General features: G+C 60.1%; 22 protein-coding genes and 6 pseudogenes. 14 read left to right on the forward strand and 14 right to left on the reverse strand.

What is annotated here, in order from left to right:
• The first annotated feature begins 3 nt into the window (after positions 1–3).
• The 3 genes from LB543_RS26935 to LB543_RS26945 are packed head-to-tail and all read left to right on the forward strand — an operon-like array spanning position 4 to position 1,070.
• Positions 4–252: a DUF6290 family protein gene (locus LB543_RS26935; RefSeq protein ID WP_224616312.1), complete on the forward strand. Its 249-nt coding sequence runs from the start codon at positions 4–6 to the stop codon at positions 250–252.
• Between the two features lie 33 nt (positions 253–285).
• Positions 286–495, forward strand: a complete 210-nt coding sequence (locus LB543_RS26940; protein ID WP_224570124.1) for a hypothetical protein — start codon at positions 286–288, stop codon at positions 493–495.
• Positions 495–1,070 carry a Fic/DOC family protein gene (locus LB543_RS26945; RefSeq protein ID WP_224616313.1) on the forward strand — a complete coding sequence of 192 codons (576 nt, stop codon included), beginning with the start codon at positions 495–497 and terminating at the stop codon, positions 1,068–1,070. Before LB543_RS26940 ends, LB543_RS26945 begins: the two co-directional genes overlap by 1 nt.
• 172 nt (positions 1,071–1,242) lie before the next feature.
• On the opposite strand, the gene LB543_RS26950 is transcribed toward LB543_RS26945, so the two are convergent.
• From LB543_RS26950 to LB543_RS26960, 3 genes and pseudogenes are all read right to left on the reverse strand, one after another.
• Positions 1,243–3,474, reverse strand: a complete 2,232-nt coding sequence (locus LB543_RS26950) for a zeta toxin family protein (protein WP_224616314.1) — start codon at positions 3,472–3,474, stop codon at positions 1,243–1,245.
• A 51-nt stretch (positions 3,475–3,525) separates the two neighbouring features.
• A pseudogene (gene scpB / locus LB543_RS26955) lies at positions 3,526–4,280 on the reverse strand (SMC-Scp complex subunit ScpB).
• A gap of 2 nt (positions 4,281–4,282) precedes the next feature.
• Positions 4,283–4,402 (reverse strand): annotated as a pseudogene (locus LB543_RS26960) (DUF1403 family protein); the annotation flags it as partial.
• A gap of 150 nt (positions 4,403–4,552) precedes the next feature.
• Between LB543_RS26960 and LB543_RS34095 the strand changes: the two are divergent.
• A pseudogene (locus tag LB543_RS34095) lies at positions 4,553–6,165 on the forward strand (Tn3 family transposase).
• 280 nt (positions 6,166–6,445) lie between these two features.
• Positions 6,446–7,147: a hypothetical protein gene (locus tag LB543_RS26975; protein WP_224616316.1), complete on the forward strand. Its 702-nt coding sequence runs from the start codon at positions 6,446–6,448 to the stop codon at positions 7,145–7,147.
• A gap of 212 nt (positions 7,148–7,359) precedes the next feature.
• On the opposite strand, the gene LB543_RS26980 is transcribed toward LB543_RS26975, so the two are convergent.
• Entirely contained in the window at positions 7,360–8,517 is a 1,158-nt protein-coding gene (locus tag LB543_RS26980; protein ID WP_224616332.1) for a porin, read from the reverse strand.
• A 725-nt stretch (positions 8,518–9,242) separates the two neighbouring features.
• The gene (locus tag LB543_RS26990; RefSeq protein ID WP_224616317.1) at positions 9,243–10,064 is read right to left on the reverse strand and encodes a tyrosine-type recombinase/integrase; all 822 of its coding nucleotides are present in this window, start codon (positions 10,062–10,064) and stop codon (positions 9,243–9,245) included.
• 144 nt (positions 10,065–10,208) lie between these two features.
• Here LB543_RS26990 and LB543_RS26995 point away from each other — a divergent pair, with 144 nt between their 5' ends.
• Positions 10,209–10,418 (forward strand): hypothetical protein, encoded by a 210-nt coding sequence (locus tag LB543_RS26995; RefSeq protein ID WP_224616318.1) that lies wholly within the window; start codon positions 10,209–10,211, stop codon positions 10,416–10,418.
• 476 nt (positions 10,419–10,894) lie between these two features.
• Complete coding sequence (locus LB543_RS27000; RefSeq protein ID WP_224616319.1) at positions 10,895–11,176, forward strand: hypothetical protein; 282 nt, start codon at positions 10,895–10,897, stop codon at positions 11,174–11,176.
• A gap of 133 nt (positions 11,177–11,309) precedes the next feature.
• Here the strand turns inward: LB543_RS27000 and LB543_RS27005 are convergent, their stop codons facing one another.
• Positions 11,310–11,573, reverse strand: a complete 264-nt coding sequence (locus tag LB543_RS27005; RefSeq protein ID WP_224616320.1) for a hypothetical protein — start codon at positions 11,571–11,573, stop codon at positions 11,310–11,312.
• Positions 11,563–11,769 carry a hypothetical protein gene (locus LB543_RS27010; protein ID WP_224616334.1) on the reverse strand — a complete coding sequence of 69 codons (207 nt, stop codon included), beginning with the start codon at positions 11,767–11,769 and terminating at the stop codon, positions 11,563–11,565. Before LB543_RS27010 ends, LB543_RS27005 begins: the two co-directional genes overlap by 11 nt.
• Here LB543_RS27010 and LB543_RS27015 point away from each other — a divergent pair.
• Both LB543_RS27015 and LB543_RS27020 read left to right on the forward strand, forming a co-directional pair.
• Positions 11,702–11,956: pseudogene (locus LB543_RS27015) on the forward strand (IS5/IS1182 family transposase); the annotation flags it as partial. The gene LB543_RS27010 and the pseudogene LB543_RS27015 overlap by 68 nt on opposite strands.
• A 48-nt stretch (positions 11,957–12,004) precedes the next feature.
• Positions 12,005–12,255 (forward strand): annotated as a pseudogene (locus LB543_RS27020) (hypothetical protein); the annotation flags it as partial.
• A gap of 212 nt (positions 12,256–12,467) precedes the next feature.
• On the opposite strand, the gene scpB (LB543_RS27025) reads toward LB543_RS27020, so the two are convergent.
• Together scpB (LB543_RS27025) and LB543_RS27030 are read right to left on the reverse strand one after the other, a co-directional pair.
• Complete coding sequence (gene scpB, locus LB543_RS27025) at positions 12,468–13,151, reverse strand: SMC-Scp complex subunit ScpB (RefSeq protein WP_224616321.1); 684 nt, start codon at positions 13,149–13,151, stop codon at positions 12,468–12,470.
• A 2-nt stretch (positions 13,152–13,153) separates the two neighbouring features.
• A pseudogene (locus LB543_RS27030) lies at positions 13,154–14,105 on the reverse strand (DUF1403 family protein).
• A 126-nt stretch (positions 14,106–14,231) separates the two neighbouring features.
• Here LB543_RS27030 and LB543_RS27035 point away from each other — a divergent pair.
• Complete coding sequence (locus LB543_RS27035; RefSeq protein ID WP_224616322.1) at positions 14,232–15,641, forward strand: site-specific integrase; 1,410 nt, start codon at positions 14,232–14,234, stop codon at positions 15,639–15,641.
• A 56-nt stretch (positions 15,642–15,697) separates the two neighbouring features.
• Here LB543_RS27035 and LB543_RS27040 read toward each other — a convergent pair whose 3' ends face one another.
• The 4 genes from LB543_RS27040 to LB543_RS27055 all read right to left on the reverse strand — a co-directional run bounded on the left by LB543_RS27040 (position 15,698) and on the right by LB543_RS27055 (position 17,533).
• The gene (locus LB543_RS27040) at positions 15,698–16,102 is read right to left on the reverse strand and encodes a type II toxin-antitoxin system VapC family toxin (RefSeq protein ID WP_224616323.1); all 405 of its coding nucleotides are present in this window, start codon (positions 16,100–16,102) and stop codon (positions 15,698–15,700) included.
• Positions 16,099–16,332, reverse strand: a complete 234-nt coding sequence (locus LB543_RS27045; RefSeq protein ID WP_140762504.1) for an AbrB/MazE/SpoVT family DNA-binding domain-containing protein — start codon at positions 16,330–16,332, stop codon at positions 16,099–16,101. Before LB543_RS27045 ends, LB543_RS27040 begins: the two co-directional genes overlap by 4 nt.
• A 308-nt stretch (positions 16,333–16,640) precedes the next feature.
• Positions 16,641–17,147, reverse strand: coding sequence for an RES family NAD+ phosphorylase (locus LB543_RS27050; RefSeq protein ID WP_224616324.1), 507 nt, complete (start codon positions 17,145–17,147; stop codon positions 16,641–16,643).
• Positions 17,144–17,533 (reverse strand): antitoxin Xre/MbcA/ParS toxin-binding domain-containing protein, encoded by a 390-nt coding sequence (locus LB543_RS27055; RefSeq protein WP_411908790.1) that lies wholly within the window; start codon positions 17,531–17,533, stop codon positions 17,144–17,146. Before LB543_RS27055 ends, LB543_RS27050 begins: the two co-directional genes overlap by 4 nt.
• Before the next feature lie 1,898 nt (positions 17,534–19,431).
• Between LB543_RS27055 and repA the strand changes: the two genes are divergently transcribed.
• The 3 genes from repA to repC all read left to right on the forward strand — a co-directional run bounded on the left by repA (position 19,432) and on the right by repC (position 23,001).
• Positions 19,432–20,613: a plasmid partitioning protein RepA gene (repA, locus tag LB543_RS27065; RefSeq protein WP_224616325.1), complete on the forward strand. Its 1,182-nt coding sequence runs from the start codon at positions 19,432–19,434 to the stop codon at positions 20,611–20,613.
• On the forward strand, positions 20,610–21,641 hold the full coding sequence (repB, locus tag LB543_RS27070) for a plasmid partitioning protein RepB (protein ID WP_224616326.1): 1,032 nt from the start codon (positions 20,610–20,612) through the stop codon (positions 21,639–21,641). The genes repA and repB overlap by 4 nt, the downstream gene beginning before the upstream one ends.
• Before the next feature lie 154 nt (positions 21,642–21,795).
• Positions 21,796–23,001: a plasmid replication protein RepC gene (repC, locus tag LB543_RS27075; protein ID WP_224616327.1), complete on the forward strand. Its 1,206-nt coding sequence runs from the start codon at positions 21,796–21,798 to the stop codon at positions 22,999–23,001.
• A 163-nt stretch (positions 23,002–23,164) separates the two neighbouring features.
• Here repC and LB543_RS27080 read toward each other — a convergent pair whose 3' ends face one another.
• Positions 23,165–23,386, reverse strand: coding sequence for a hypothetical protein (locus LB543_RS27080; RefSeq protein ID WP_224616328.1), 222 nt, complete (start codon positions 23,384–23,386; stop codon positions 23,165–23,167).
• A gap of 499 nt (positions 23,387–23,885) precedes the next feature.
• Here LB543_RS27080 and LB543_RS27085 point away from each other — a divergent pair, with 499 nt between their 5' ends.
• Complete coding sequence (locus tag LB543_RS27085) at positions 23,886–24,182, forward strand: hypothetical protein (RefSeq protein ID WP_224616329.1); 297 nt, start codon at positions 23,886–23,888, stop codon at positions 24,180–24,182.
• Positions 24,183–24,470 lie beyond the last annotated feature (288 nt).

Genomic DNA, 24,470 nt, shown 5'->3' on the forward strand with positions numbered 1-24,470 from the left:
ACCATGGTGGTTGACAAGAGACTTGTTTTGGTGCAAAACAGCGCCATGAAACAAGCTAAAGCGATGACTGTTCGCCTCTCCGAAGAGCAGGCTCAGGCCCTGGAGATGGTCGCCAGCGTTGAAAATCGGCCCGTGTCCGATATTATTCGGGCGGCGATAACCACTCATATTGAGACCCGCAGACGTGACCCAAGCTTTCAGGCCGGGCTCAAGGACCGCATTTCACAGGCGCGTAAGCTGCTCGACCGCTAGTTGGTCAGTGTCGCCCTCGATGACAGAGGAAGCATGAAGAAATCCACCAAGGGCCTGACGCCTAGCGCGCCAAGTCATATCCTCGGACAGCGCACATTCGCGGCGATCACAGCTGTGGAAGGTATCAACTTGAGCGCAGCCAGCCGTAAGCGTCTCGCGGATTTAAAGAAGCGCAAGCTTTCGCCTGACGATCAGCGGGCCGAGATCATCCGCGCTTATCTGGACGCCAAGTCACGCGGGTGATGTCGGTCGGTTATGACGCCTTCGACGATCCCTATGCCTATAAAGGTACCACGACCCTAAAGAACAAGCTTGGCTTGCGCGATCCCGCATTGCTCGAGGCCTTTGAGCTTGAAATGACAACGCTGCGCGCTGGCGAACCGCTACCGCGCGGTCTTTATGACCCGAGCCACTACCGCCGCGTCCATTACCACCTGTTCCAGGATGTCTACAGCTGGGCTGGCAAGTACCGCACGGTGCGAACTGCGAAGGCTGGCAATCCGTTCTGCTTTCCGGAGTATATCGACGGCGAGATGAAGCGGCTTTTCAATGCGCTTCCGTCGGTGATCGGAGCGGAGACCGCTGAGGCTTTCGTGGCCCAGGCGGCCCATTTCCTGGGCGAACTGAATGCGATCCATCCTTTCCGGGAAGGCAATGGCCGTTCGCAACTGACATTCATGGCGATGCTCGGCGAGCGCGCGGGACATCCCATGGATTTCAGTCGCGTCAGAAGAGAAACATTTTTGCCGGCGATGGTTGCGAGCTACGCGGGCGATCTCACCAGCTTGGTCCTGGAGCTTCGTCGTCTGCTCCTTTGAGATCTTGGGTGTGCGCCGTTCGAGTCCTTTGTCAAGACGGGCGTCCCGCGCGTGCGGCTAAGCCGGGCTGAGGCACGTGCCTCCTGGCATCTTGCCGCAGGCAGCGCGCAACAGGCGCCTGTCTCCTCGGCACCAAAGCAGCCATTCAAGCAAAGGGGGTCGGCTCTGCCTGCTAATCATCGACATCGTCGAAGATCGTACCGCTGTCTGCAGCAGCCGAGGTCACGGAGATACTTGCCGACGTAGCCGCCTGCGCTGACCATTCGGAAGGCTCGGGAGAGAGCCTGTCCTCCTCGAGCGTGCTGATATGGGCGCTGATGTCGGCATAGAAGGTCTCGAGCGGCTCCGTCCGCCCATCCGGGAAAAAGAAAGTTTCGGCCTTTTCCATGCTGTCTTTGAAGTCCGTATATAGGCTGAGCTCGTTGTCCGAGGAGAAACTCCCGCGCAGATGATCCAACAGGTTACCGAAATCATTCAGCCAGTTTTTGCGGAAGCGCGCAGCAAGATCGTCAAACTCGTCGTGAGTGAATATCTGCTGGTACATTTTGTTCGCAAACACATCGGTCCGCATCCAGGTGATCGTGTCATCGTCCATGCGCTCGACGATCCTTTCGCGGGCTGCTTCCGGCAGGAGACCGTAAGAGTTGAGGGCCGCCAGGAGAAGCAGACTGCCGAACGAAAGGTAGCTGGTGTTCGCCGTTGCCGCCCATTCGAGAATGTCTGGCCGCGCAGCGACGATCTTGCCGAGAAAGCCGTCACCGGCACGGGCTCCGAGGAATGATTTGAAACTCTCGTCGAGCGGATGATCCTGAAATCGCTCTATGAGCACTGCAAACAGCGAGGCCGGGACGCGGACATGGGCGTGTTCAGCAGTCAACGGTGCGCATACCACCTCGCGCATTAGCCGATTGACCTTGGCGCCATGCACATAAAGCTCGATCAGTTCGGGGGAGCGGGCAACTATCTCGGCGAATGCATCAGTCACGGTCGGATGTCGGAACACCCATCGATCACCGTCCTCAGCAGAAAGGCGCCGCGTGAGGCTGTCATTCAAATGCTCCATTGCCATGGCGACAGCTGCCGGCTGCAAGCCCAAGAGCCGCGTGACCATTTCGAGCGCCGGGTGCTGCCCGATCGGCGACGGCACGCCGCTTTCAGAATTGAGGAAAATCATTGCGATCGCGCCAAGCGATGGCGCATCGAGCTGTTCGAGCACTTCGGTCAGAAACTCGAGCGGCTGCTCGACAAGCTCCTTCATCCGGCCCGCGCTCAGCTTCAGCTTGCTGGTGAACAGCGGATCCCCGAGCCGTCGTGCGGTTTCTGGCAGAAATGCTTTGTTGGCAGCGACAGCGGGCATAAACGGCTTCAGCCGCTGGCGCATTGCCTGGGGCTGGACCCGGCGGACATGATTATAAAGCATCTGCGCGCGCTCATTATCAGTCAGCTCTTGGACATTCACGACGACCTGGCTCTCCTTGAACAAGGGGAACGCGCTCTGCTTTAGGTGAGGTCGGGCCGCTCCCCAGATGTAGTTGCGGGATGTAAAAATGATGCGAGCGCCGCCCTCGATCGCCGCACGCATCGTGCCAAGTTCGGCATTCCACCGGCTCATCCGGTCTATGTCGAAATGATTGGACCCGAAGGCGTCGTCAACCCATAGCAACTGTTGCTCTCCAGGATGCCAAAAGTGCAACTGGTCTGGCGCGTTGATCTTCACGGCGCCGATACAGCCGTCGTCGAGTGCGCCCAGCGCCAGGATCGCCGCGATCGTCGACTTTCCCGAGGCCGGATCACCCAGCAAGATTACGAAGCGATGCTCTTGGAGCGCCTTGATCGCCTGTCGATAGGCGTCGGTCGGCACGAAGCAGCTGAGATCGGATCCCATATTTTCGAGGATCGCCTTGGCCTGCTTGTAGGCATTGTCGGTGATGATGTGCGAGAGGTCGCCGATCCCGTAGATGCGGGGCACCAGCATGCGCAGACGGGCACTCTGGTCGAGCTGTTGCTGGATCCACGAACCGCCAAACACCTGGCACCGCTTGACGCCAGCCGCCCTGAAGGCTGCGCAAATATCCCTGTCCGCCTCACCCGAGACGCCTGCATTGGTAAGGATCACGTAATCCTCAGCGAGCCCGTTCTGAGCCAGCAGCACTGCCTTCGCCAGCTCGCTCTTGAGGTTGGCCAACGTCAGGTTGGCGCCCGGCTTCCCCGTGTACTTGCACTGGAGTGTCGACTTGATCGGCCGACCGTCGTCACCGGCCCAAGTCCCAAGAAACGCTCCGTCTCGACCTCCATCGTTCGACCCGAGGAAGGTCTGCACCGGGCGTTTCAGAGTCTCCGCCGCGACTGCAGTGGCGAGATCCTGAAAGGCTTTCCAGCCCAATTTTGTCAGATCAAACGTCATCGCTGTGTTTCGCCTGCCGCAAGATCAATCATCTTGGTGGTAGATCGGGACCTATCGCCGAGGACGAGATCCAGAGACGACCGCTGGAGGCATTTCATCTTCAACGACCTCTGTCCTTGGCGCTTCCTCTTCCCCGTCGCTCTCCCCGCTCCCCGATCCGGTCGGAATATCTCCCGCCAGCAGCTTTTCTTTCGACAGCAGCCCTGCGTCCTCGAGCGCCTCGAAATCCGGCAGCTGGCGCAGCGTGTCAAGCCCGAACTGCGATAGGAAGGTTTTGGTTGTCACATAGGTGTAGGGCGCGCCGGGCTGCGGCGAGCGTGGACCCGACGCGATCAGCTCCTGCGCGCGCAACACGCCGATCAGGTCGCGCGACACCTCCTTGCCGAAAAAGCTCGACAGCTCGCCACGCGTGATCGGCTGGAAATAGGCAATGCACATCAAGACCAGCGCTTCGGACTGCGACAGTTCTTTTGCCCCCTCGCCCGCCGCCGTGCCGAAGGCGGAGCGGATGGCGTCGCCAAAAATTTTCTTGGTTCGGTGCTGCCAGCCGCCGGCGACCGCGACCAGTTCGTAAGGGCGGGCGGCGAGCTCGGTGCGGATGTCATCAATGATCAGCTCGAGATTGCAGTTTTTTCCCACACCCGCGCCAGCACACTACGTGTCACCGGTTCGCTGGCGGCAAAGATTACAGCTTCGACGCGGCCCATCCATTCGCGCCAGCGCAGCTCCGGCGGCAGGTGGTCCAGTTCCGTGTCGAGCAGCACAGGCTGTTCGTTCGGCTTGCGACGGGCGGACGCTTCGCCCATCGCTACAGCCCAAAAATCCGGAACGAGGATCGGCCGGAGAGCTCGCGCACCGCCTCAAGCTGTTGCAGCCGTTCGAACAGGCGCCGCGCCGCAAACCGCGACAGGTTCTTTGTGGGGTCGGAACAAGAACTGTTCCCGCAGACACGCTAAGACCGAACGAAGCACGAACGCGCGTGATAGATCTGTAGATGAAGCTGCCGACCGGTTGAAAGCATTCGGCTGATGGCGACCAATTTCCCCTTGAAGTCGGTGTGTGCCAAGGGAGAACGCGAGTGGGTAGAAGAAAGCTTATCAGCTCCAAGGAAGCGGCGATACTCCTGGGTATAGCGACGAACGAGGATGGCCTAATCCGTCACTTTACACTGGACCCGGTAGATCGTTTGCAATGCGAGCTCCGCCGCCGACCGCAGAACAAGCTGGGCTTCGCGGTGCAACTCTGCACAATCCGCCAAACGGGACGGCTCTTGTGGGATGACGAGCAGCCACCCGCGGCTGTGATCAACTATCTTGCGGATCAGCTCGGTATCGACGCGCGCCTCTACGCTTTCTATGCACATCGAGTACAGACGCGTTTCGATCACAGCCGGTCTTTGATGGCTTACCTCGGTCTGAGGACTGCCTCCAGAGACGATCGCCGCGCGGCCCTTGTGGCTGCAATCGATGCGGCGGCCGATGGCGATCACGGGTTGCCGATCGCGACAGCAGTCATTGCCGAGTTCCGGAAACGAAACGCGCTCCTTCCCTCGCTGCATTCCATCGAGAAGATTGGCCTCGGCGGTCGCGCGATAGCTCGCCGACGAGCTGAGAAAGAACTCGTCGAAGGTATCCCGCCCGATCGGCTTACATCATTGGACAGGCTGTTGGAGGTTGATCCGGTGATCGGCCAGACGCGATTTCATTGGCTGCGATCCGCGCCAGAAGCTCCAGGTGCGTCAAACCTGGTCGGGCTGACCGAACGTATTGCCTTCCTGCGCACGCTGGAAACCGATTCGAAACTGCAGATGCGCATATCGTCCGGACGGTGGGACCAGATGATCAGTGAGGGTAACGCCACGCCGGCATGGCTGGCCAACGACTTCAATGCGAGTCGCCGGCAGGCTTTGATCGTCGCGCAGGTCATCAAGCGCGGCCAGAAGCTCACCGACGATGCAGTGTCGATGTTCATCAGGTTGATGGGTCGGCTGTTCTCGCAAGCCAACAACCGCAAGAAGCAGCGGCACATGGATTGCAGGCCGGATACCGCCAAAGCGCTGCGCATGTGCATACATTCGAGAAAGGCGATGCATATCCGGCGCTGTCCAACCACATCGGGGCGCCGATCAACACCACTCTGATTCTCGACCATTGGGACGATCTACTTCATCTGGCGGCGTCGATCACGACGCGAACCGTCGTGCCGTCTACGATCCTGAAGAAGCTCTCGGCGTCGCCGAAGGAAAGCCAACTTGCCAGAGCTTCACGTGAACTCGGTAGGATCGAGCGATCTCTGTTCATGATCGAGTGGTACTCGAGTCCAGCATTGCGGCGGCGTTGCCAGGCTGGCCTCAACAAGGGTGAGGCGGCGCATAAGCTGAAGCGCGCTGTCTTCTTCCACGAGCGTGGTGAAATCCGTGACCGATCGTTCGAAAGCCAGGCGTTCCGCGCCTCCGGCCTCAATCTCGTCGTCAGCGCGATCGTACACTGGAACACGGTCTATATCGAGCGGGCCGTCACCCACTTACGCAAAATGCATCGTGAGATTCCGGATCACCTGCTCAAGCACGTATCTCCGCTGAGCTGGGAACACATCAATCTGACCGGCATCTACACCTCGGATGCAGAACATCAGATGCCTGAAGGCTTCCGGTCGCTCAGGCTTCCGGCTCGGTTACGTCAGGCCGCATGACGTTCATGCTTCGTTCGACCTTAGCGTGTCGCTGGGAACAGTTCTTGTTCCGACCCCAAAAGTTGCCTAGGGACTGCTCCACGCAAACCGTCGGTATAATAGATATTTCCCCCTTGATGCCTGGGGCGTCCAATTGCCGCGCCTCTTCGTTGCTAGGGGGCGGAATAATGCAGTGCATCAGATTTGAAAATCCGATCTCTCTCGCGGTACGTGCCTATGAGGTTCCATCGAGCTTCCGCTAAGCATTATAGGCGTTTGCGCATGTGCTCTGATCTTCGCCATGGTCGGGATTTCGATCGAGGCTGGGGAGGATGGTCGCGGCCTCTTGCGCCTGCGGGCAGAGGACGCAAAGCACGCGATGCGCTACGCCGCCTGCCAGCCCAATCGCCTCCCCGATTGGTTCGAGCCCCTTTATCGCGCCTATCCGGAGACCGGCTTTGCCCTGGTCTGGGGAGAGACTCGGTGGGAACTTGCCAATGGCGCTCCCGACCAACCGATGCACGACATGCTGCACGATCTGGTCTACCGAGCGCCCTGGCTGCACGCGGATATGGCGGTCCCGATCCACGATTGGTTCGTCGAGCACGGCGCAATCAATCACGATGCGCTGCGCTATGGCCGATCGATCATGGTGAGCGGTGGACTGCCGGCGGAGAAACTCGCCACGCTGGCGCGTCAGCAGGTCGATACCGCGCCCGCAAGCCAGCAACCTGCATGGTACGCGCTGTGGGTGGACACGGATGCCGACGCGGCTATACCGAAGCTCGAAGCGCGACTGGCAGCGCTTCCGCGACCCGATGATGCCCGGTTCGCCGAGCAGTTCGTGGTGGCGTTGGTCGGCGGCCGGCGCGAAAACGGGCCGACGATCGGTCGTTGGAGGACGCCACCACATCTCAAAAGGCTTTACCTGCTGATGCACAGGCACATTCGGTCTTCCGAAGACATCAACCGCGCCGGCGGTGGCGTCTACTGGCGAAGCTGAGAGCATGTTTCCGATGCGACTGTCGGCAATGTCTTCTCGGCCGACCGCCTTCGCCTGAGACCGAGCCTCTTTGATCCATGTCTCCAGCGCTTCGCCTCGATCATTCCATCGTCGCGCGTGCCGGGAATTACTTCATTGCCTTACTCAGCCATGGCACACAAAAAACCCGGCGGTTGCCCGCCGGGTTTTCGATTTCAATAAGGAAGCGCCTTTTAGAACGAGCGCTGGAAGCGAAGCATGCCGCCGATTGCGTCGTTATCGCCAGGAGTAATACCCGTCCAGTTCGACACGGAGTCGTCGCCGAGATGCGAGTAGTCGACTTCGGCCGTGACCGTGAAGCCGGGAACGATGTCATAGGCAACGTTCGCGGCGATGCCGATGTTCTTGCCTTCGTCATACGACGCCTGGAGGTTGAACGAGGTCTTCTCGTTGAACTTGTAGGTGCCGCCGCCCCAGACTGCCCAATTGCCGCTCCACGGCTTATAGAAGCCGCGACCGCCAGCCGGGAACGCCCAGGTGCCGTCCGTCAGGTTGTCGTCGGAGCCGTAGCCGCCCATGATGAACAGCGACAGCGCGTTGGAGACGTTGACGTCCAAGCGAACCTTGCCGGAGACTTCTTCATAGTTGCTGTCGTAAGCGATGACGCCAGTGACCGCGCCCCAGCCCTGCGTCCACTTCACACCACCGACGACATGCGGAACGTAGCTGTCGATCGTGTCGAAGCCCGAGCCTTCTTCGAGAGAGACGACGGCCGAGAAGCCGTTGCCAGCGTCGAAGTAGTACTGCACGACGTTGGTGTCGAAACCGCCATAGGGAACCAACGTATCCTGGATGACGTTGCCGGCGTAGCCGATGAACGTATCGAAGGCCGACTCGTCCTTACCAACGCGGAGACCACCGAGCTGGACCCAGGCGAAGTTCAGCGAGACGGTGTTGCCGCCGCCGCCGTTCGTAGCTGTATTGAGCGTTCCGAACCTGCCCGAGTCACGGTTGTTGTTCTGGAAGTTGAAGCGGGTCTCGGTATAGGTCTTCAACGTGCCGAGTTCGGTTTCCTGGCCGGTCCAGGTCTTCAGTGAGAAGCGAGTGTGCTTGAAGAAGGTGTCGTTGCTGCCGCCGTCCTCGTGATCGGCGCTTGTCGCACCGTCGAACGAACCGACGTCGCCGACGCCGATGTCGTAACGGATATAGCCGCCGATGCGCAGGCAGGTTTCGGTGCCGGGGATGTAGAAGTAGCCAGCGCCGTAGACGTCGCAAATCTTGACGTATTCAGCGGGCTCCGGCTCGGCGACGACGACGGCGTCGGCGGCGCGCGCACCGGAAACTGCGATCAGGGCCGCAGCGGAGCCGAGAAGAAGGCTCTTGATGTTCATTTTCTGACCTCCAGAAAGGGTGTTAAAAAAAGGGTCTGGGTATTCTTTGCTGAAGGACAGCGTTCCCTGCCCCATCCCCACTACCGAAAAAGATGCGCACCGCGCCGCTCCTTCGAATTCGACATTACTCATGAGGCGGCTACGTTCAACCACGATCGCAACTTGAAGCGGGCCGAGGCGGCGCTATCCCACCAAATGTGGCAGAAATGCCACGAAATGATGGATGGCGGTAAGATTGCGTTAATGACCCGGCGGAGGAGCGACACAAAATCGTCTGGTCCTGCATGCCATGACGGCGGCCTGCAGTGGTGCCCATCCCTCTCACGATTCGCGGCGCTCCCGTGTCACGGTGCCCCGTCTGCGATCTGATGGTCGTGCGCAGCCGCAACGACCTCGTCCACCATATCCATTCTCAGAGATCGATCGGCTTGCAGTCGTCCAGAGAGGGGCAGGCGTGCGTCAGTCAGAACCAGGCAAGCCGTGGATAGACCGGTAATTGGAAAGTACCTCGCGGATGCCTGCCGCCGGCCTGCCGCCAACGAATTGCCCTAAGGGGAAAACGCATTTCCTGCCTCCTTTGAGCAAGGCACAACCTCGCAGCCGCGATGAAACTGGCAAGTTCGGCTTGGGCCGTCCTGCGCTTCCCAGATATCATTGTCTTGGGAACCCCACCTAGTTTCCAGGGGGCCATGTCGGACGCCGACACGTCGCTCTACGTCGGGGAACTATCCGCGCATTGCGTGGAGAACGGAGGCACATATATTCAGGTTATTGGTCGACAGGTAGTCGTATTTCATGGTCATTTGCAGGGTACGGTGGCCGAGCCATAGCTGTACCCGCCGCAAATCCACGCCCCCTTGGACGAGGCGCGATGCACATGTATGACGCAGGACGTACGGAACGATGCCTTCATCATTGCCCAGTCCCGCCCGGACCTTCGCCTCGTTCCAAACAGCCCTGTATTTGTATTGCTCGATCGTGCAAAACGGCCCTTCCTGAGACGTTCGCTGCATCGGCGCCAAGATGGCGGCGACGCGAGCCGTGGTCGGAATTGTACGGTCGTATCGGCCTTTGTTACGGGACAGACGAAGGGTCGATGCGTCGTGGGAGATGTCCGCCCATCTCAAATCGATTATCTCTCCGATTTTGGCGCCCGTATCGACCAGGACGATCGACAGATCATAGTAGTCCTTTGATAGAGAACGGATGTGTCCGAACAGAGAGTTTTCCTCCCGAATGGTCAGAAACCGAATCCGCTCGGGCGGCTCCTCCAACTGACGGAACTCGGGAATCGCGCTGACTGCGCCTGCTTTATGTGCTGCTCGCAACAGCTTGCTTAGCGCCATCGTTTTTCGGTTTATGGTAGCCACACTGTTCCCGTGCTGTCGCCATGCCTCCTGAATTTCTTCTAGATCGGGCAGTTCGAATGAGGGGAGCTGGCGGCTAAGCAATATTTCGTTCGCTTCAAGAATGAATGAAAAGACGTTGGTTTTGTGCTTGCCGGGTGCCCACAAGTGATGCCCGTGCTGTTCAACGAGCTGCGCCAAGGTCGACGCTTCCTGCTGGACAACATTCGGGTTAGGGGCGGAGATCATCTCTCTAGCCAACTGTGATTGAATTAGCGTTGGGCCGAAAACGGGCCGGGGATTGTGACGTTATTGCGAGTTGCATGTCAGCGATATGCGCCTGCATTGCCGGTCTTGCCCCTATCTTTCACCGCTCACCGCTCACCGCTCACCGCCATGGCGAGCTTAGCGACCGAACATTCGAATATCAACGGAGAGATCACCACGTTCGCACTCGCAACCACCTCGTCCGAACTGATGAACGCCGCGACCAAGCTCGAAACGGCCGCATCGATGAAAAAGGCCGACGAAGCCATGCTCCGCAATATCACCTAGGATAGGAGACGGCCGCCCACCTCGCCAACGCCGCCGAGTTCGCGCCGCAATGCGGCGAACTCACGGGTGCGATCGAAGCCCTCACGAGGGCGGAATGACGAATGAGATTCGCCAGGAAAGCAATCCATCGGCAGCGGTCGGCGGGCGGGACGCACATAGGCTGCAAAGGAATTAGCTGCAAAGGAATTAGAAGAGCACTGGCGACCAAGCACGAAAAGCTCGCCAAACCGACCGCGAGTCCAAGAGCTTCCAGACTCCGCCGAAACCATCCGAAAGCAGCTTCGGGCTCCGTTAGGGTGATTTTGCCGACGAAGACCAGCCAAGGACGCGCGCAAGCGTCCTAGCCGGTGTTCGGACTCGGCCGAAGCTGACAAGACCAGCGGGCCTCTATTTCGGTCGCGTCCAGTTCGCGCGGCGCTCGTCACCAAAGGCCCGGCCTCCTATCTGCGAAGCTCAACGCAAATGGAGAAATCTACATGGAATTGAACCCTAACGAGCCGGCCATTCTGGCTTGGCTACCCAAAGACACAACCGCCACCGAGGACGATTTTTCGGACGATTCCAAAGTCGCGAAGCCGCCCCGTGAAAATCCGGAGCATTGGTGGACGCTTGCAGATGCGGTCGACTACGCTCTGACGGTAGAGCGCAACCACGACAAGATGCCTTGGATTAAGTCCGGCGATAAAATCTTGGGTCAATCCGAGATCAGCCAAATCGCTGTCGCACTGCGGGCGTTGAGGGGCTATCCGCGTCAGTGACATCTTTTCATACAGCCGGCCGACGCTTGAACGCCGGCCGTTAGTTCGATGATGGCGTGCGCCTAGACGGCGGCGACAAGGCAAACCCCGATCGCCAGCCAGACAGCACTATGGAACGACTTCGGCCGGTGAATCATGGGTGCTTCCCTCCTGCCTGAAGGTAGACCGCGACCTTGTCCCAAGCGACGATCATGCCGGTGACGAAGGCAAACAGAAGGCCGAGGAAGTTCAGGAAGCGGGTGGCCGTCTCGCGGTCTTCCGAACACTGAATTGCCGCCTCCAGATGCTTGGCCCGCTTCGGCGTCAGCGTCGCGAGGAACCTGCGAACCTCCGGATCAAGATCGGCGAGCTTGGTCGCGATGTCGATCTCTTCCTCCCCCAGGGTATTATGCGACATTGGCGGCCATCGCTTTCTCCCGCTCCGCCTGCATGTCCTTCAGCCGGGCGACCCAAGCTTCGACCTCATACAAGAGATCGGCTTCGATCTTCGAATGCCGGCGATTGTCGATCAGCGTTCCGTGGGCCGCCGCGAAGGTGACGCCGCATGTAGCGCAGAACACCAGCGGCCGTAGTTCGGCTATCGACGGGCGCACGACGCGGCACGGCGGCTATGCTGCCAGTCAGCGTATTCGCAAGCGCCAGGCGTTCGGCTGGATCAAGATGGTCGCCGGTCAGCGCCGAACCAAGTTCCGTGGCCGCGACCGTGTCGGAGGGCCTTTACCCTCAGCGCCGCCGCCTAATCTGGTGCGGCTGCCGAAGCTTATCGCTGGGACCAGTTGACATGGCCAAGGTTCCAGTCATCGCAAGGCCTTTGCCGGTCGCTGGCGTATCGTCGAAACGGATGTCTGGGACGACGATTTCCTCGATCTCGTCGAAGAGGCGCATCTGACGTTCAAAGGCGCGGCGGACGGCGAAATCGGCTTCGGCGCCCTCAAAGGCTTCCTTGATGTCCGGTACGGCGCGCGAGACGGCTCGTCTGCGCGGAATTCTCGTGGGAGGGTCACGACGAAAGCCATCCCGCTTGCGGTCGCAGATGGGCGATGATCGGCACCGCGGGTCGCCTCGTTGGTCAGCTTTGGTGTGGCGTGGGTGCTACCTTGCCCGCTGATCGCCGCCACCGCCTGTTCGACGAAATCAAGGCCGCCCCAATGGCCAAGATCCTGAGGGCTAAGGCCGTCAGCAGAGGCGGTAGTGAGCTCGAGCACGCACAAGTCCGTGAGCATCGAGACGGCTGACATAGAACCTGGGCTCAGCTGCCGAAGAGCAGACCATCTGGTGACCCTGTTTCCGGTTATTCCTCGTCGTGCGCGCCAGCCAACTCTGGCATGATGTCCCCCGCCAGCAGCTTCTCCTTCGACAGCAGTCCGGCATCCTCGAGCGCCTCGAAATCCGGAAGCTGGCGCAGCGTGTCGAGCCCGAACTGCGACAGGAAGTTCTTGGTCGTCACATAGGTGTACGGCGCGCCGGGCTGCGGCGAGCGCGGCCCCGAGGCGATCAGGTCCTGCCCGCGCAGCACGCCGATCAGGTCGCGCGACACCTCCTTGCCGAAGAAGGAAGACAGCTCGCCACGCGTGATCGGCTGAAAATAGGCAATGCACATCAAGACCAGCGCTTCGGATTGGTTCAGCTCCTTTGCCCCCTCGCCCGCTGCCGTGTCGAAGGCGGCGTGGATGACGTCGCCATAGCTTTTCTTGGTCCGATGCTGCCAGCCGCCAGCGACCGCGACCAGTTCGTAGGGGCGGCCGGCGAGCTCGGCGCGGATGTCGTCAATGATCAGCTCGATGTTGCAATTCTTCCCCACCACACGCGCGAGGAGACTCCGTGTCACCGGTTCGCCGGCGGCAAAGATCACCGCTTCGACGCGGCCCATCCATTCGCGCCAGCGCAATTCCGCCGGCAGGTGCTCCAGCTCCGTGTCGACCAGCATTCGCTGGACATTTTTTTTCACCCTTTCGTCGCTCGCCGTCTCGGCCATCGCTAAAGCCCGAACAGCCGGAAAGAAGAACGACCAGACAGCTCGCGCACGGCCTCGAGCTGCTGCAACCGCTCGAACAGCCGCCGGGCCGCAAAACGCGACAGGTTCTTTGTCACCAGCGAGCCGGAAACGGCATCTTCATTCAGGAGCAAAAAAATCACGTCGCCGGCGCCTTTCGCCCGCAGTTTCGGCGCCACCGCCAGGAGCTTTTCGGCACGGCGCGACAGCTCGGCGGCCAGCCGGCAGGCCTCCGCCGCCGCTTGAACCAGGGCGACGCAGACCGCATGCTCAAAACTTTTTTCGCCCGGCCGGATTCTTTTGCCGCCAACTTCAGCGCGGAAGGCTGGCGAAAAAACCTGGGCCATCAACAGCGGCAGCGGCCGCGGCCAGCGCAGGCCCTGCGCCAGCACCAGATCGGCGAGCCACCAGGCGAACAGCTCGGAGTCGGGCCGCATGGCGACGACATGAGCGGCGAGCGGCGGCGGCGAATGGCGCCGGCCGCTGCGACCGCGCTATTTCTCCGAGTCCCGTGCAGAGGTCGGCGAGCGCCGCGTCGTGCCAATGGAGGCCAAGCTGGCCGACGATCTTTTCGAGCCGTTCGGGGGTGGCAACGGGCGGCTGGAGCGCCAGCTGCCGCCAGGCGCCCAAAATGGCGCCGGCGGGACCGGGATCGGCGCCGGCCGGGCAAAGCTGCCAGGCATCGCGCAGCGCGGCCTCGTCTTCGGCACGGCCGGCGAGCCGCATGCTGGCGGCGGCGCAACGAAGCGCCAGCCGCTGGCGCCAGGCGCCGGCCCAGCCGGGCTGCGCGCGGGCAAGCGTGTCGAGCGCGCCCAAGGCGGCTCCGGCCCGGAAAGCGGCATCACCGTCGCTCTGCGTGTCAGCGCTTGCGAGCGCCCAAGCCGGAACGGCGGGCAGCGGGGCAGGACTGGCGGCAGCGGGATCGAGGCGAATCATGGGTTTGGAGGGTAGCGCGGCGGTGCGCTTTTGGCCACGGAGTTCGCATCAAAACGCACAGCCTGTCGGACACATAAAACGAATGATAATGTTGCATTATCATTCGTTTTGCTCTCTATAGGAGAAATGGCCTCTCCCGTCGATCAAAACCCCGAAAACCGTACGCGGCGCGGCTCCGCTCGACCACAGGAAACGGCGCCCCCTGTCGATCGGGAACGTGTCAACCAGAACGTGGCCGCAGGCTCGGCCGAGCCCGACGCCACGTTCGTCGACGACCTGCCCGACATCATCGACGTCGTCCTGGAGATGGGCCGCGCGCCACAAGAGCCGGCGGCGGAAGAAGCCAATGCCCTCCGCTATGGCTCCCAGCCCTTCGGGCGTTCGCCATCCTTCGAAAGGTCCACCGGACCTTCCGATTCGCCTGAAGGCGAACCGGACGCTCACCGTTCGGAGTTCGGAAAGCCAAATCGTTGGCTTTCCGCCGGCGATGCCGACCACGCCTCACCCCCTCCCCTTCCGGTCGTCTCGACCGAGCGCCTGCCGGCGCATCTCGACGCACTGGCCGATCGCGCGCGCGACTATGTCGAGGCGGCGAGTTCCGCCAACACCCGCCGCGCCTACGCGTCCGACTGGAAGCATTTTTGCGCCTGGGCCCGCCGGCAGCATCTCGACGTGTTGCCGCCCGATCCACAAACCGTGGGGCTCTACATCACCGCGCTCGCCTCCGGCAGTGCAACAGGCGCGGCAGCGGGGCGCAAAAAATCCGTGGCGACGATCGAGCGCCGCCTCTCCTCGCTGACCTGGAATTATGCGCAGCGCGGCCAGCCGCTCGACAGGAAGGACCGCCACATCGCCACCGTCATGGCCGGCATCCGCAACACTCACGCCGCCCCGCCCCTCCAGAAGGAGGCCGTGTTGCCCGAGAATCTGATCGCCATGCTGGAGACGCTCGACCGCGGCACCCTGCGCGGACTGCGGGACCGCGCCATGCTGCTCCTTGGTTTCACTGGCGGGCTGCGCCGCTCGGAAATCGTCGGCCTCGATGTTTCGCGCGACCAGACCGAAGACGGCCGCGGCTGGGTCGAATTCTTCCCCGACAAGGGCGTTCTGGTCACCTTGCGCGGCAAGACCGGCTGGCGCGAGGTCGAAGTTGGGCGCGGCTCGTCCGATGTGAGCTGCCCGGTCGTGGCGCTGGCAACCTGGCTCAAGCTTGCACGCATCGGACACGGGCCGCTCTTCCGAAGAGTGACAGGGCATGGCAAAAAAATCGGAGCCGATCGGCTCAACGATCAGGAGGTCGCCCGCCTGGTCAAACGCACCGCGCTCGCCGCCGGCGTGCGTGGCGATCTGCCGGAAGGCCAGCGAGAGATGAGGTTTTCAGGCCATTCGCTCCGCGCCGGTCTTGCGTCCTCGGCCGAAGTCGACGAGCGCTATGTCCAAAAGCAGCTTGGCCATGCCTCGTCCGAAATGACCCGCAAATATCAGCGCAGACGCGATCGCTTCCGTGTCAATCTCACCAAGGCAAGCGGACTGTAGGGACAATTGGCCCCCTCCCCTGCCCGACCACAAGACCGTCCGTCCGGACGGTTAGCTCAGCGGTTCGGGGTTATCAGTTTCAATGATGGAAAATAGGTGCGATAGCGGCCGATGTCGCGGGTCAGCAGCGGCAGCCCGTTGACGGCGGCATGGGCGCCAATGAAGAAGTCGGGTAGCACGCCGGTGCGCGATCCGCCCGACTTGCGATATTGCGTGAACACCTTTCCAGCAAGAAACAGGGCAGCGCGCGGCATCGGAGCGAGGTCGAGACCCGCCTCATCGACAAACGCGTCGAGATCCTCAATGCGCCCATATCGAACGGCAAGCTCGGCATAGACTGCATCGTTGATCAGTAGAGGCCCATCGAGGCTCGCCGCCTCAAGCTGACCGATCGACCAATCCGCCCACTTCGGATCATCGGTGACAAGGTCGAGCAGAACGTTGGTGTCGACCAGCGTCACGCTTCGCCACGCGTCAATGCCATGATCGCATTGGTGTCGAGCCCCTTGCCGGCATGACCCCGCAATTTTGCGAAGCGGCTCGCGGGCTGCTTTTTGTCAGAGCGCGCCAGCACGACACTACCATCGGCCGCACGGTGGAAATCAACTTTGCTGCCGGGAATAATACCGAGAAAATCGCGGACGGGCTTCGGGATGGTCACCTGGCCCTTGGCTGTGACTGTCGTAGCCATGTTTGCACCTTTGTAATACCGGATCTACAGAAGGTATTACCTCAGACGTTAAATTTCAATCCCAAGCTAATCGAAATCACCAAAGAGCGCAGCGGCCTATACGCACGGCACTCGCCGCCGGCGCCGGTGGCGACCTGACGAAAGGCGTATGACGCGCGAAGACCAGGGCCGGCGCGATCGGTTCCGCGTCAATTTCATCAAGGCGAACGGATTGTAGAAGAAGGCTCCTCCCCCTTACTCAGTCAGGCCGGCACCAAATTGGCATGCGCGCCGAAAGTCCAACAGCTGTTCGCCACCGAGCCCTACCGCTAGGACAACTGGTCTTTCGGCAATCGTCCACTCGGGTCGAACACCGTCACCTTATGCGGCGATGACGGACCCCAGTCCCAAAGCACGAGGTTGCGATCGTCTGTTTCGGCGCCTGGTGCAAAGCTCGGCACCAGAATGCCGGCGATACCCTGGGATCGCAGCCGGTCGTAGACGGACCAAGACGCCGGGCGCTCTCCGTCGCTGAGCGCCGTCGCCCAGGCGCAGGCCATGAGCGCGATGGAAAATTCTCCCCTCGCCCCGTCGGTTGTCAGATCCACGATGTCATCGCAGTCGATCTCATACGAACACAGCACGCAAGGATCGATCCGGTGCGCGAACCCCTGGTTGGCTTCCTTGACCGCCGTCATGATGGTCAGCGCCAAATAGAGCGCCGGCACGCCTTTGGGATTAAATCGCGCACCTCTGATCGCCGCCCCTTCGCCGGAAGTCGGCTTGAATGCCCAACGTGGATCGTGTGCCCGGTAGCAGGTTCCAACGAACCTCAAGCGAAACCACCAACGGCCATGTGATCGAGATAATCACGGACCGCAGCGGCCTTGCCTTCCTTCACCAGCGCTTCAGCGGTGCGTCCGCCAAATGCTGGAAGCGGCTGAGCTCGATACCAAGCCATCGCCTGCTCCTTGCCGCCCGCCCAATCCGTCACACGACTGATGATCTCAAGCATTTCCCGCAGACGCCCCTGTGTCTTAACCGCGGCGCTGCGCTCTGAGCGATAAAGGGTCTCGCGAGCAAGACCGGCGGTCTGGGCCAACTGGCCCTTGGACATGCCAAAACCGTCCGCGACCTGCTCGATCGCAATCTTCCCGCTCCGGTCCATATAGGACAAGATGAGAGGTCCATTCTGCTCGGGGATCTTGAGTGCATGGGCCACAGAATTCATCCTACCATATTGAGAGTCATATTTCTTGTGCAAAAGATATGGCAGTTCTCGGCACCTTTCAAGCCTAGGACCGAACCATTCAAGCGTCACCGCCGTAGCACGCACGCGGATCAAGCTGACCGTGCGCGCGCTTATGTCGAAGCAGCGAGTTCGGCAAACACCCGTCGCGCCTATGCCGCCAGCTGGAAGCATCTTTTGAGCCCGGTGCCGGCGTCAGCGATTTGATCCGCAGCCACCAGACCCACGTCGGCCTCTACATCACGGCCCAGGCCTCGGCATCGGCAAGCGACACAAGTCGGCGTCGACCATCGAGTGCTGCCTGTGTCGCTGACCTGGCACAATACGCAACGCGGTCGGGCGTTCGACCGAGGCTTCGATACGCCGCCGCAGTTGAAGGCCTTTCGCGGCCTTGTCCCGGGGGAACGGTCAAACGGGCCACGGCTCGCCGGTCGAGCCGTGCGCTCGCCGGCAATCGACGCGCCCGCCGCGCCCTGGTCGACGCGGCATGGACTTGCCGCTACCCCGCCAGGGTCAGCGAGGCCCTGAGGTCCCGGGTCGAGGGGTTGGCCAAGGCTGTCCGCGACTTTGCCTGGAAGGGGCAGGTCTGGCTTTGCGCCCGCTATTGCCGCCTCAGCGCCGCCGGCAAGAAGCCGCCGGTGGTCGTGGCTGCGATCGCACGCGAGATGGCCGCCTTCTTGTGGGATCGGCCGGGAGGTCGCGCCGTCATAGCCGGTCTCGACCCAACCCGCTGCACAGTGCTGGGGGTGGGGCCACGGTGGGGAACTCCGTCGCAAGTTATGTGGCCGAACCGATGCGCTTGACGTGCGCCTTCTAGACCGAGGACAGCCCCGAGACGAAGACACGTAAGGCCGGTGCCCAACCCGCGGATGAGAGCCTGATCAACCGTCGTCTCTGAGCTCCACCCCCCCAGCCCTGTGCGGCTTCGGCCGATCCGATTGCTGCGCTAACCTGCCAAGCAGGTGAGCCTTCTTGTCTTCAACTTGACGCGGAACATGAGAATCTAACTAAGGATTGTAGGGTCCGGTTCGTCCCCAGCCGCGGGTGACTGTGGAAGCGCCAACCCACCCGAGGGCCACGTGCCCAACCATAAAGTTGATGGTGTCTAGGTTTGCTGGCGCCGTGCAAGCCTCCAATTTGAAGACTGTTCCCAGCTGGGAACTCAAAGTACGGGCGGACGAGTTGTGCGAGAAGTTTGGTTCTCGATACGTCCTCAGGATCCTTCGCCAACACTTGGACTAGACCCAGAGGGAAGTTGAAGCGACTGCAGCAGCCTCTTGCTTGCCTCATCGTCGACGCACCGGAGGAGGGTGCGCGTGGACAGGTTGCCCACGTGCCAAACGGTGTCGATTGCGGCTGGGGCGACAAATCCTAGCCATTGAATCGCCATTCGCTGGAACCTCTCGGCCCGGGAAGGAATGCCTCGTTGCAGGAAGGGGGCTGTGGGGCGCCTAACTGGCCAGCCTGGCGGGGCGATCACGAAGGGACATCCGAAGAGCGTGGCATGGCCGCCACCACAACATAACCGATCGTTGCCGACGCGAATAACTGCGGGAGCTCCGCGCCTGGCGTCACAACGGGGAATTTCGCCGACGCGCCGTTGTAGGTCGCTCGCCGCCGAACGCGGGACGCTAGAGGCCAACAGAGAAACCGACGTCGAGTGCAACTTTGAGGTACAGGAAGCCAGCGATCACGAAAAGTTCCCAGCTGGGAACTGCCTGTGCGTCCATTTGCCCGAACACTCCGAATCGGGCATAAGCCCAGTAACGGAAAAACCGCGTAATTCGAAAAGTTGGCGTAGTTGGCGTGGCGTTAACGGCTTGTTAACCACAGTCGCTATCATTGTGGCTGGGTGCAAGAGGAGAATCTGGGTGACGCGGCATCTAAGTAGCCTTCAATTCATGAATACCTTTTCGACGAAACTCGAGAAGGCACTCAACAATCTTTCGCTGGCTCAGTATCCTCCTGACGCGGTTCGTACGATGCGCAAATTCACTTCGACCGAAGTGGCGGCATTGCTGGGGGTGACCGAAGCTTACATACGACAGGTTTCCTTAAAAGGGCAGGGACCCGAGCCAGAAACAACAAGCACCGGAAAGCGCCTATATTCCGTGGGCCAGGTGCTTGAGCTTCGGATGCATCTGGCGGAAAAGGCGCGAAAGAAGTGGATCAATCCTCGTCGCGTTGGTGGCGAAGACTGCCAGATCATCGCGATCACCAACTTCAAAGGCGGATCGTCCAAGACAGCGACCACTATTCACTTGGGTCACTGGCTGGCACTTCGTGGGTATCGCGTTCTCGCAGTCGACATGGATCCTCAGGCCTCGTTAACCAGTCTGCAAGGAGCATTACCCGGATTTGACTACCGAGAAGGTGACACCCTTTACTCGGCGATCCGGTTTGATGATCCGGTGCCAACAGAAAAAATTGTGCATCAGACACATGTCATCGGATTCGACGTCATCTGCGCCGGTCTTGAGCTGACAGAATTCGAAACCGCCGTTACCCTTGAGATGCGCAAGAGCGGTGGAACGAGTTTCCTTCTTCGAGTGTCACAGGCGCTAGAACAGATCGTTGATCGCTACGACATCGTGCTTCTCGACTGCGCGCCGGCACTCAATTTCCTGACGCTTTCCTCGCTCACGGCCGCCACCGGGGTCCTCATCCCAGTTCCGGCTCACATGCTCGATGTCGATTCCACAGGCAAGTTTTTGGAGCTGGCCGCGTCTTATATGCAAATCCTGGATGAGGCTGGTGCAGGTGCGCGTTGGGATTTCGCCAAATTCCTCATCACCAAATTTGAGGCGAACGACCACCCGCAAGCCAACATGCAGGCCCTAATGCGTCAAGTTTTTGGCGAGGATCTACTTCTGAATTCAGTCTCCAAATCAACTGCGGTTGCCGACGCTCTCACTTGGAAGCAGAGCCTCTACGAAGTGCAACGATCGAGGTTCTCCGCACCTAAAACCTATGATCGTGCAATCGAATCGATCAATGCCGCGAACGCGGAAATAGAAAGCCTCATCACAACGGCATGGAGGCGTGAACAGTGAGCCGCAAAGATTCTAAGGGCATGTTTGCTGCTGTTTTGGGGCAACTTGGGGAGGATTCGGAGGAGGGCCTCAGCCGTCGCACGTCATCCCCACACCTGATGAAGGTAGCGGCTGGTGTTCGCCAAATGCAAGAGCGTAGCGATATCGCCGACAAGTTATTGAAGTCAGGCGAACAAATCATTGAACTCGATCCCGACAAAATACGGCCGTCATCTATCACCGATCGGTATGATGACGCCTACGAGATTTCCGCCATTGCTGAAATCACAGAATCCATGCGGGAGCGCGGTCAAATTGTGCCTGGATTGGTTCGGCCAGTACAAGGCAATGATGGCGAGTTTCAAATCGTCTATGGTCGCAGAAGGCTAGCGGCAGCTAAGCAGCTTGGGATCGGGTTCAAAGCGGCCGTCCGCGAGCTGACTGATGAACAAGCAGTCATTTTCCAAGGGGAAGAAAACACAGCTCGAGAGGATCTTTCATACATCGAAAAATGCGCTTTTGCGCTTGCGCAACAGGAAGCAGGATACAAACGGGATACCATCTGCGCTTCGTTGTCGACCGGAAAATCGCACGTCTCCGAGATGATCAAAATCGCCTCCTCGGTCGACAAGGAGATACTGCAATCGATTGGTAAAGCCCCCGGGATTGGTCGAGGACGATGGCAGGAATTCTCAAACCGCTATTCCGTCGATGGCTCACTCGCGAAAGCCTTCGATCTTACTCACAAAAACAAATTCCGCGAGGCAACGTCCGATGACAGATTCATCATGCTGCTTGAGACGCTGCCGTCGGATACCAATGCGATTAAAGGACCTGTGGCTCCGACGAAGCCATCAAACCCCATGATTGCTATGAAATCCTGGGCTGCTCCAGATAAAACGGTCAGCGTCAGCCTCAAAGACAACGGAAAAACTACCATGATTGCCGTGGGAGAGGCCGAAGGATCGCGTTTCGCAGCGTTTATCGCCGGACAACTGGACGACCTGTTTGAGGCCTTTCGGAAGTCCACCACGAAACAAGGAGTCTGAAACCGCAAAAGAAAAAGGCCCCCGAACGGCAAGCCGTGGAAGCCTCTCTCTGAACTAAGCACTCCGAGAATCGCATCTCCACGAATCACTGTCAAGAGTCATTGGCGTCGTTTTGGCGAGCAGATTTCTTTTGCCTAATCGAGGGTGAAAGAAAATGGAGACGGGTATTGCAACGACGCCCTTTGGGCGGCGGCCGATGTCGCTTGCCATGCTGGCAGCGCAAAACGATTCACGTGAAATCCCCAAGGGCAGGGTCGTCGACAAGTGGCAGATCTACCGCAATCTCTGCGAAGGCAAGAGCATCGTCGGCATCGGCGATCGTGCTCTGGCCGTCCTGAATGCGTTGTTATCGTTCTATCCTGACAGTGAGTTGAGTGAGGAAAACGACCTCATCGTCTTTCCCTCGAACGCTCAGCTGTCGCTCAGAGCGCACGGAATGCCTGATGCCACGCTCAGGCGCCACCTGGCGGCTCTTGTGGATTGCGGGCTGATCATCCGTCGGGATAGCCCGAACGGCAAGCGTTACGCCCGCAAGGGCAGAGGAGGGGAGATCGAGGAAGCATTTGGCTTCTCCCTGGCACCGCTGCTGGCCCGGGCTTACGAGTTCGAGGCAGCAGCCGAGCGTGTTCGCGCCGACAACAGGGCGCTCAGGCTTATGCGGGAGCGGATCACCTTGCACCGCCGCGACATCCACAAGCTGATAGAGGCGGCTCTTGACGAAGACGCCCCTGGCCACTGGGGAGGCCTGTGGAAGCGCTTCCGCGGCGTTGTGGGGGCAATTCCGCGCCGAGCCTGCATTGCCGAGCTCGAGCCGATTGTCTCGGATCTTGCGGAATTACACGAGGAAGTGACTAAGCTGCTGGACAATCATATGAAATCCACGAATCCGAGCGGCAATGACTCTCAAAACGAGCGGCAGCAATCTGATTCAAATACCGACTCTATTTTTGAATTTGAACCTGCTTTAGAGAAAAGCGGGGCGCCGGCCGAGCCAAGGACGAGAACCGCAGAGCCCCTGAAGGCCTTTCCGCTTGGGCTTGTGCTGAAAGCCTGCCCGGAAATTGTGGACTATGCCGTCGACGGGATCAGCAACTGGCGCGATCTCATGATCACCGCCGCCCAGGTGCGGGGTTACCTTGGTGTCTCGCCATCTGCATATGAGGAGGCCTGCCATGCGATGGGCCAGGAAACCGCTGCGATCGTGATTGCCTGTATCCTGCAACGTGCTCAGCACATCAATTCCGCCGGCGGCTATCTGCGCGTGCTGACTGACAAGGCCAGGGCGGGGGCGTTTTCGGTCGGGCCGATGCTGATGGCGGCACTGAAGGCGAATGGCGTAACGGCGAGGATGGCAGGATGACGATCGCCAATCCCACAGACGGTGTGCAGGCGATGCGCAATTGCCTTCATTACGTCGACAACGAGCGACAGTGGCACATGCGCCAGCCGGCCGATGGGGCCGGCTTAGTTCCGTCGGGGAAGACCAAAATGGGAACGCAGTGGGAACGAGTCAAGCTGACACGTCACTCGGGCAGACCAGGATCGAAGTGCACAATCGCGTCGAGGATTGTGCGGTAGATGCTGTCCACCTCCTCATCGATTTCGCTCCGCTTGATGCCGAGGGCCTTGGCGCCGGCGATGAGCTTGTGGGTCAGTTCGTCAACTGAGATGACATCCGCGTGGGTCGTCTCAGGGACGTTATTCGCTAGCCATAGGTCAAAAAAGTTGATGCCCCATGTGCTCAATCCGGCATGAGACGCCGGGAGGTACTAGGGTTCCGCTTAAGTCCGGCCCAGTCAGTTGGAGGCGCCCCGCCTAAAGATCTCAAGCTTCTCGCTGTAAGAGAGCCGTACCTTCTCACCGCATCGTTCGCATGTGAATATCGCGACGGACTTGACCCAGGAGCCCTTCCTAACCAGCTTGGCTCTGCAGCTTGGACATTGCAGGGTCAGATCCTTGTCGAGCAGGCGATTAAATAAACTCATTTCATCCCTCTCCCAAGATGAAATGGTCATGCAAGATGGGTGCCAGAACGGGCGTCCTGAAACGACACATACGCTGGCGAGATCGGCTCCATCGATTGACGGCGTGGCCGCGGTCCTATGTTGTGACCTCGCGGCGGACTGGGAGGGTCGATTTGGCCGGTGCGGTAGCGTCAGGCACTGCATCGGCCGCCTTCTCGCCCGTTATTGCCGCCGCCCCGCTCGCCTGTCTATCCGGTATCGGTTCACGAGGGAGATCAGCTTGACGCCCGCAACCGGAACCGAAGCGGAATATGACGATTTCCTAATGGAATGGACCGCATACGGCCAGCCACATTCGATTGTCGATCGAACGACGCAGATGCGGAAGGGGCAGTACTTCGAGCTGATCGGCAACGTTACCCACCTGCTCGGCAAAAACCGCGTGACGGTGAACCGTGGCGTTCCGGTGACCGTCGATGCGGCTGTAGTCAGGCTGGTGAACGCCTACCGCGGACAAGGAAGAGGCCGCTGGTGGACAAACCGACATGAGTTGCGCGGGAAGAATTCGCTTTCGTGAAGAGCAGCATCGGCAGCTCAAGATCACGCCGCTTGACGCCCATTCGTCGGGCGCTACATTGCCACGCGGCGGACCTATCGGACGCCAGCGGCCGGCGCTCATCGAAACCCCAAGGTCCCCCCGCCTACTGAGCGCCGGCCGATCTTTTTCGATCAGCTCCCGGGATAGGCGCGGCATATCGCGTCCCAGTCCGCGGCCGGCGGTCTGCTTGGGCGAAAGGCTGCCTTTCTCGGTATCAAACCGACATTTGAATCCTTCTGAGCACCGCATTAGATTCGACTGGTTAAA

Source organism: Mesorhizobium sp. ESP7-2 (genome assembly GCF_020164715.1).
Taxonomy (GTDB): domain Bacteria; phylum Pseudomonadota; class Alphaproteobacteria; order Rhizobiales; family Rhizobiaceae; genus Mesorhizobium.

Coding starts and splice junctions, on each gene's coding strand:
- scpB (WP_224616321.1), bottom strand. CDS start 13,151: ATGGCCGAGACGGCGAGCGACGAAAGGGTGAAAAAAAATGTCCAGCGA.
- LB543_RS26945 (WP_224616313.1), top strand. CDS start 495: ATGTCGGTCGGTTATGACGCCTTCGACGATCCCTATGCCTATAAAGGT.
- LB543_RS27045 (WP_140762504.1), bottom strand. CDS start 16,332: ATGGCTACGACAGTCACAGCCAAGGGCCAGGTGACCATCCCGAAGCCC.
- LB543_RS27035 (WP_224616322.1), top strand. CDS start 14,232: ATGGCCTCTCCCGTCGATCAAAACCCCGAAAACCGTACGCGGCGCGGC.
- LB543_RS26975 (WP_224616316.1), top strand. CDS start 6,446: ATGGTCGGGATTTCGATCGAGGCTGGGGAGGATGGTCGCGGCCTCTTG.
- LB543_RS26980 (WP_224616332.1), bottom strand. CDS start 8,517: ATGAACATCAAGAGCCTTCTTCTCGGCTCCGCTGCGGCCCTGATCGCA.
- LB543_RS26940 (WP_224570124.1), top strand. CDS start 286: ATGAAGAAATCCACCAAGGGCCTGACGCCTAGCGCGCCAAGTCATATC.
- LB543_RS27005 (WP_224616320.1), bottom strand. CDS start 11,573: ATGTCGCATAATACCCTGGGGGAGGAAGAGATCGACATCGCGACCAAG.
- LB543_RS27000 (WP_224616319.1), top strand. CDS start 10,895: ATGGAATTGAACCCTAACGAGCCGGCCATTCTGGCTTGGCTACCCAAA.
- LB543_RS26935 (WP_224616312.1), top strand. CDS start 4: ATGGTGGTTGACAAGAGACTTGTTTTGGTGCAAAACAGCGCCATGAAA.
- LB543_RS26950 (WP_224616314.1), bottom strand. CDS start 3,474: ATGACGTTTGATCTGACAAAATTGGGCTGGAAAGCCTTTCAGGATCTC.
- repC (WP_224616327.1), top strand. CDS start 21,796: ATGGAGACGGGTATTGCAACGACGCCCTTTGGGCGGCGGCCGATGTCG.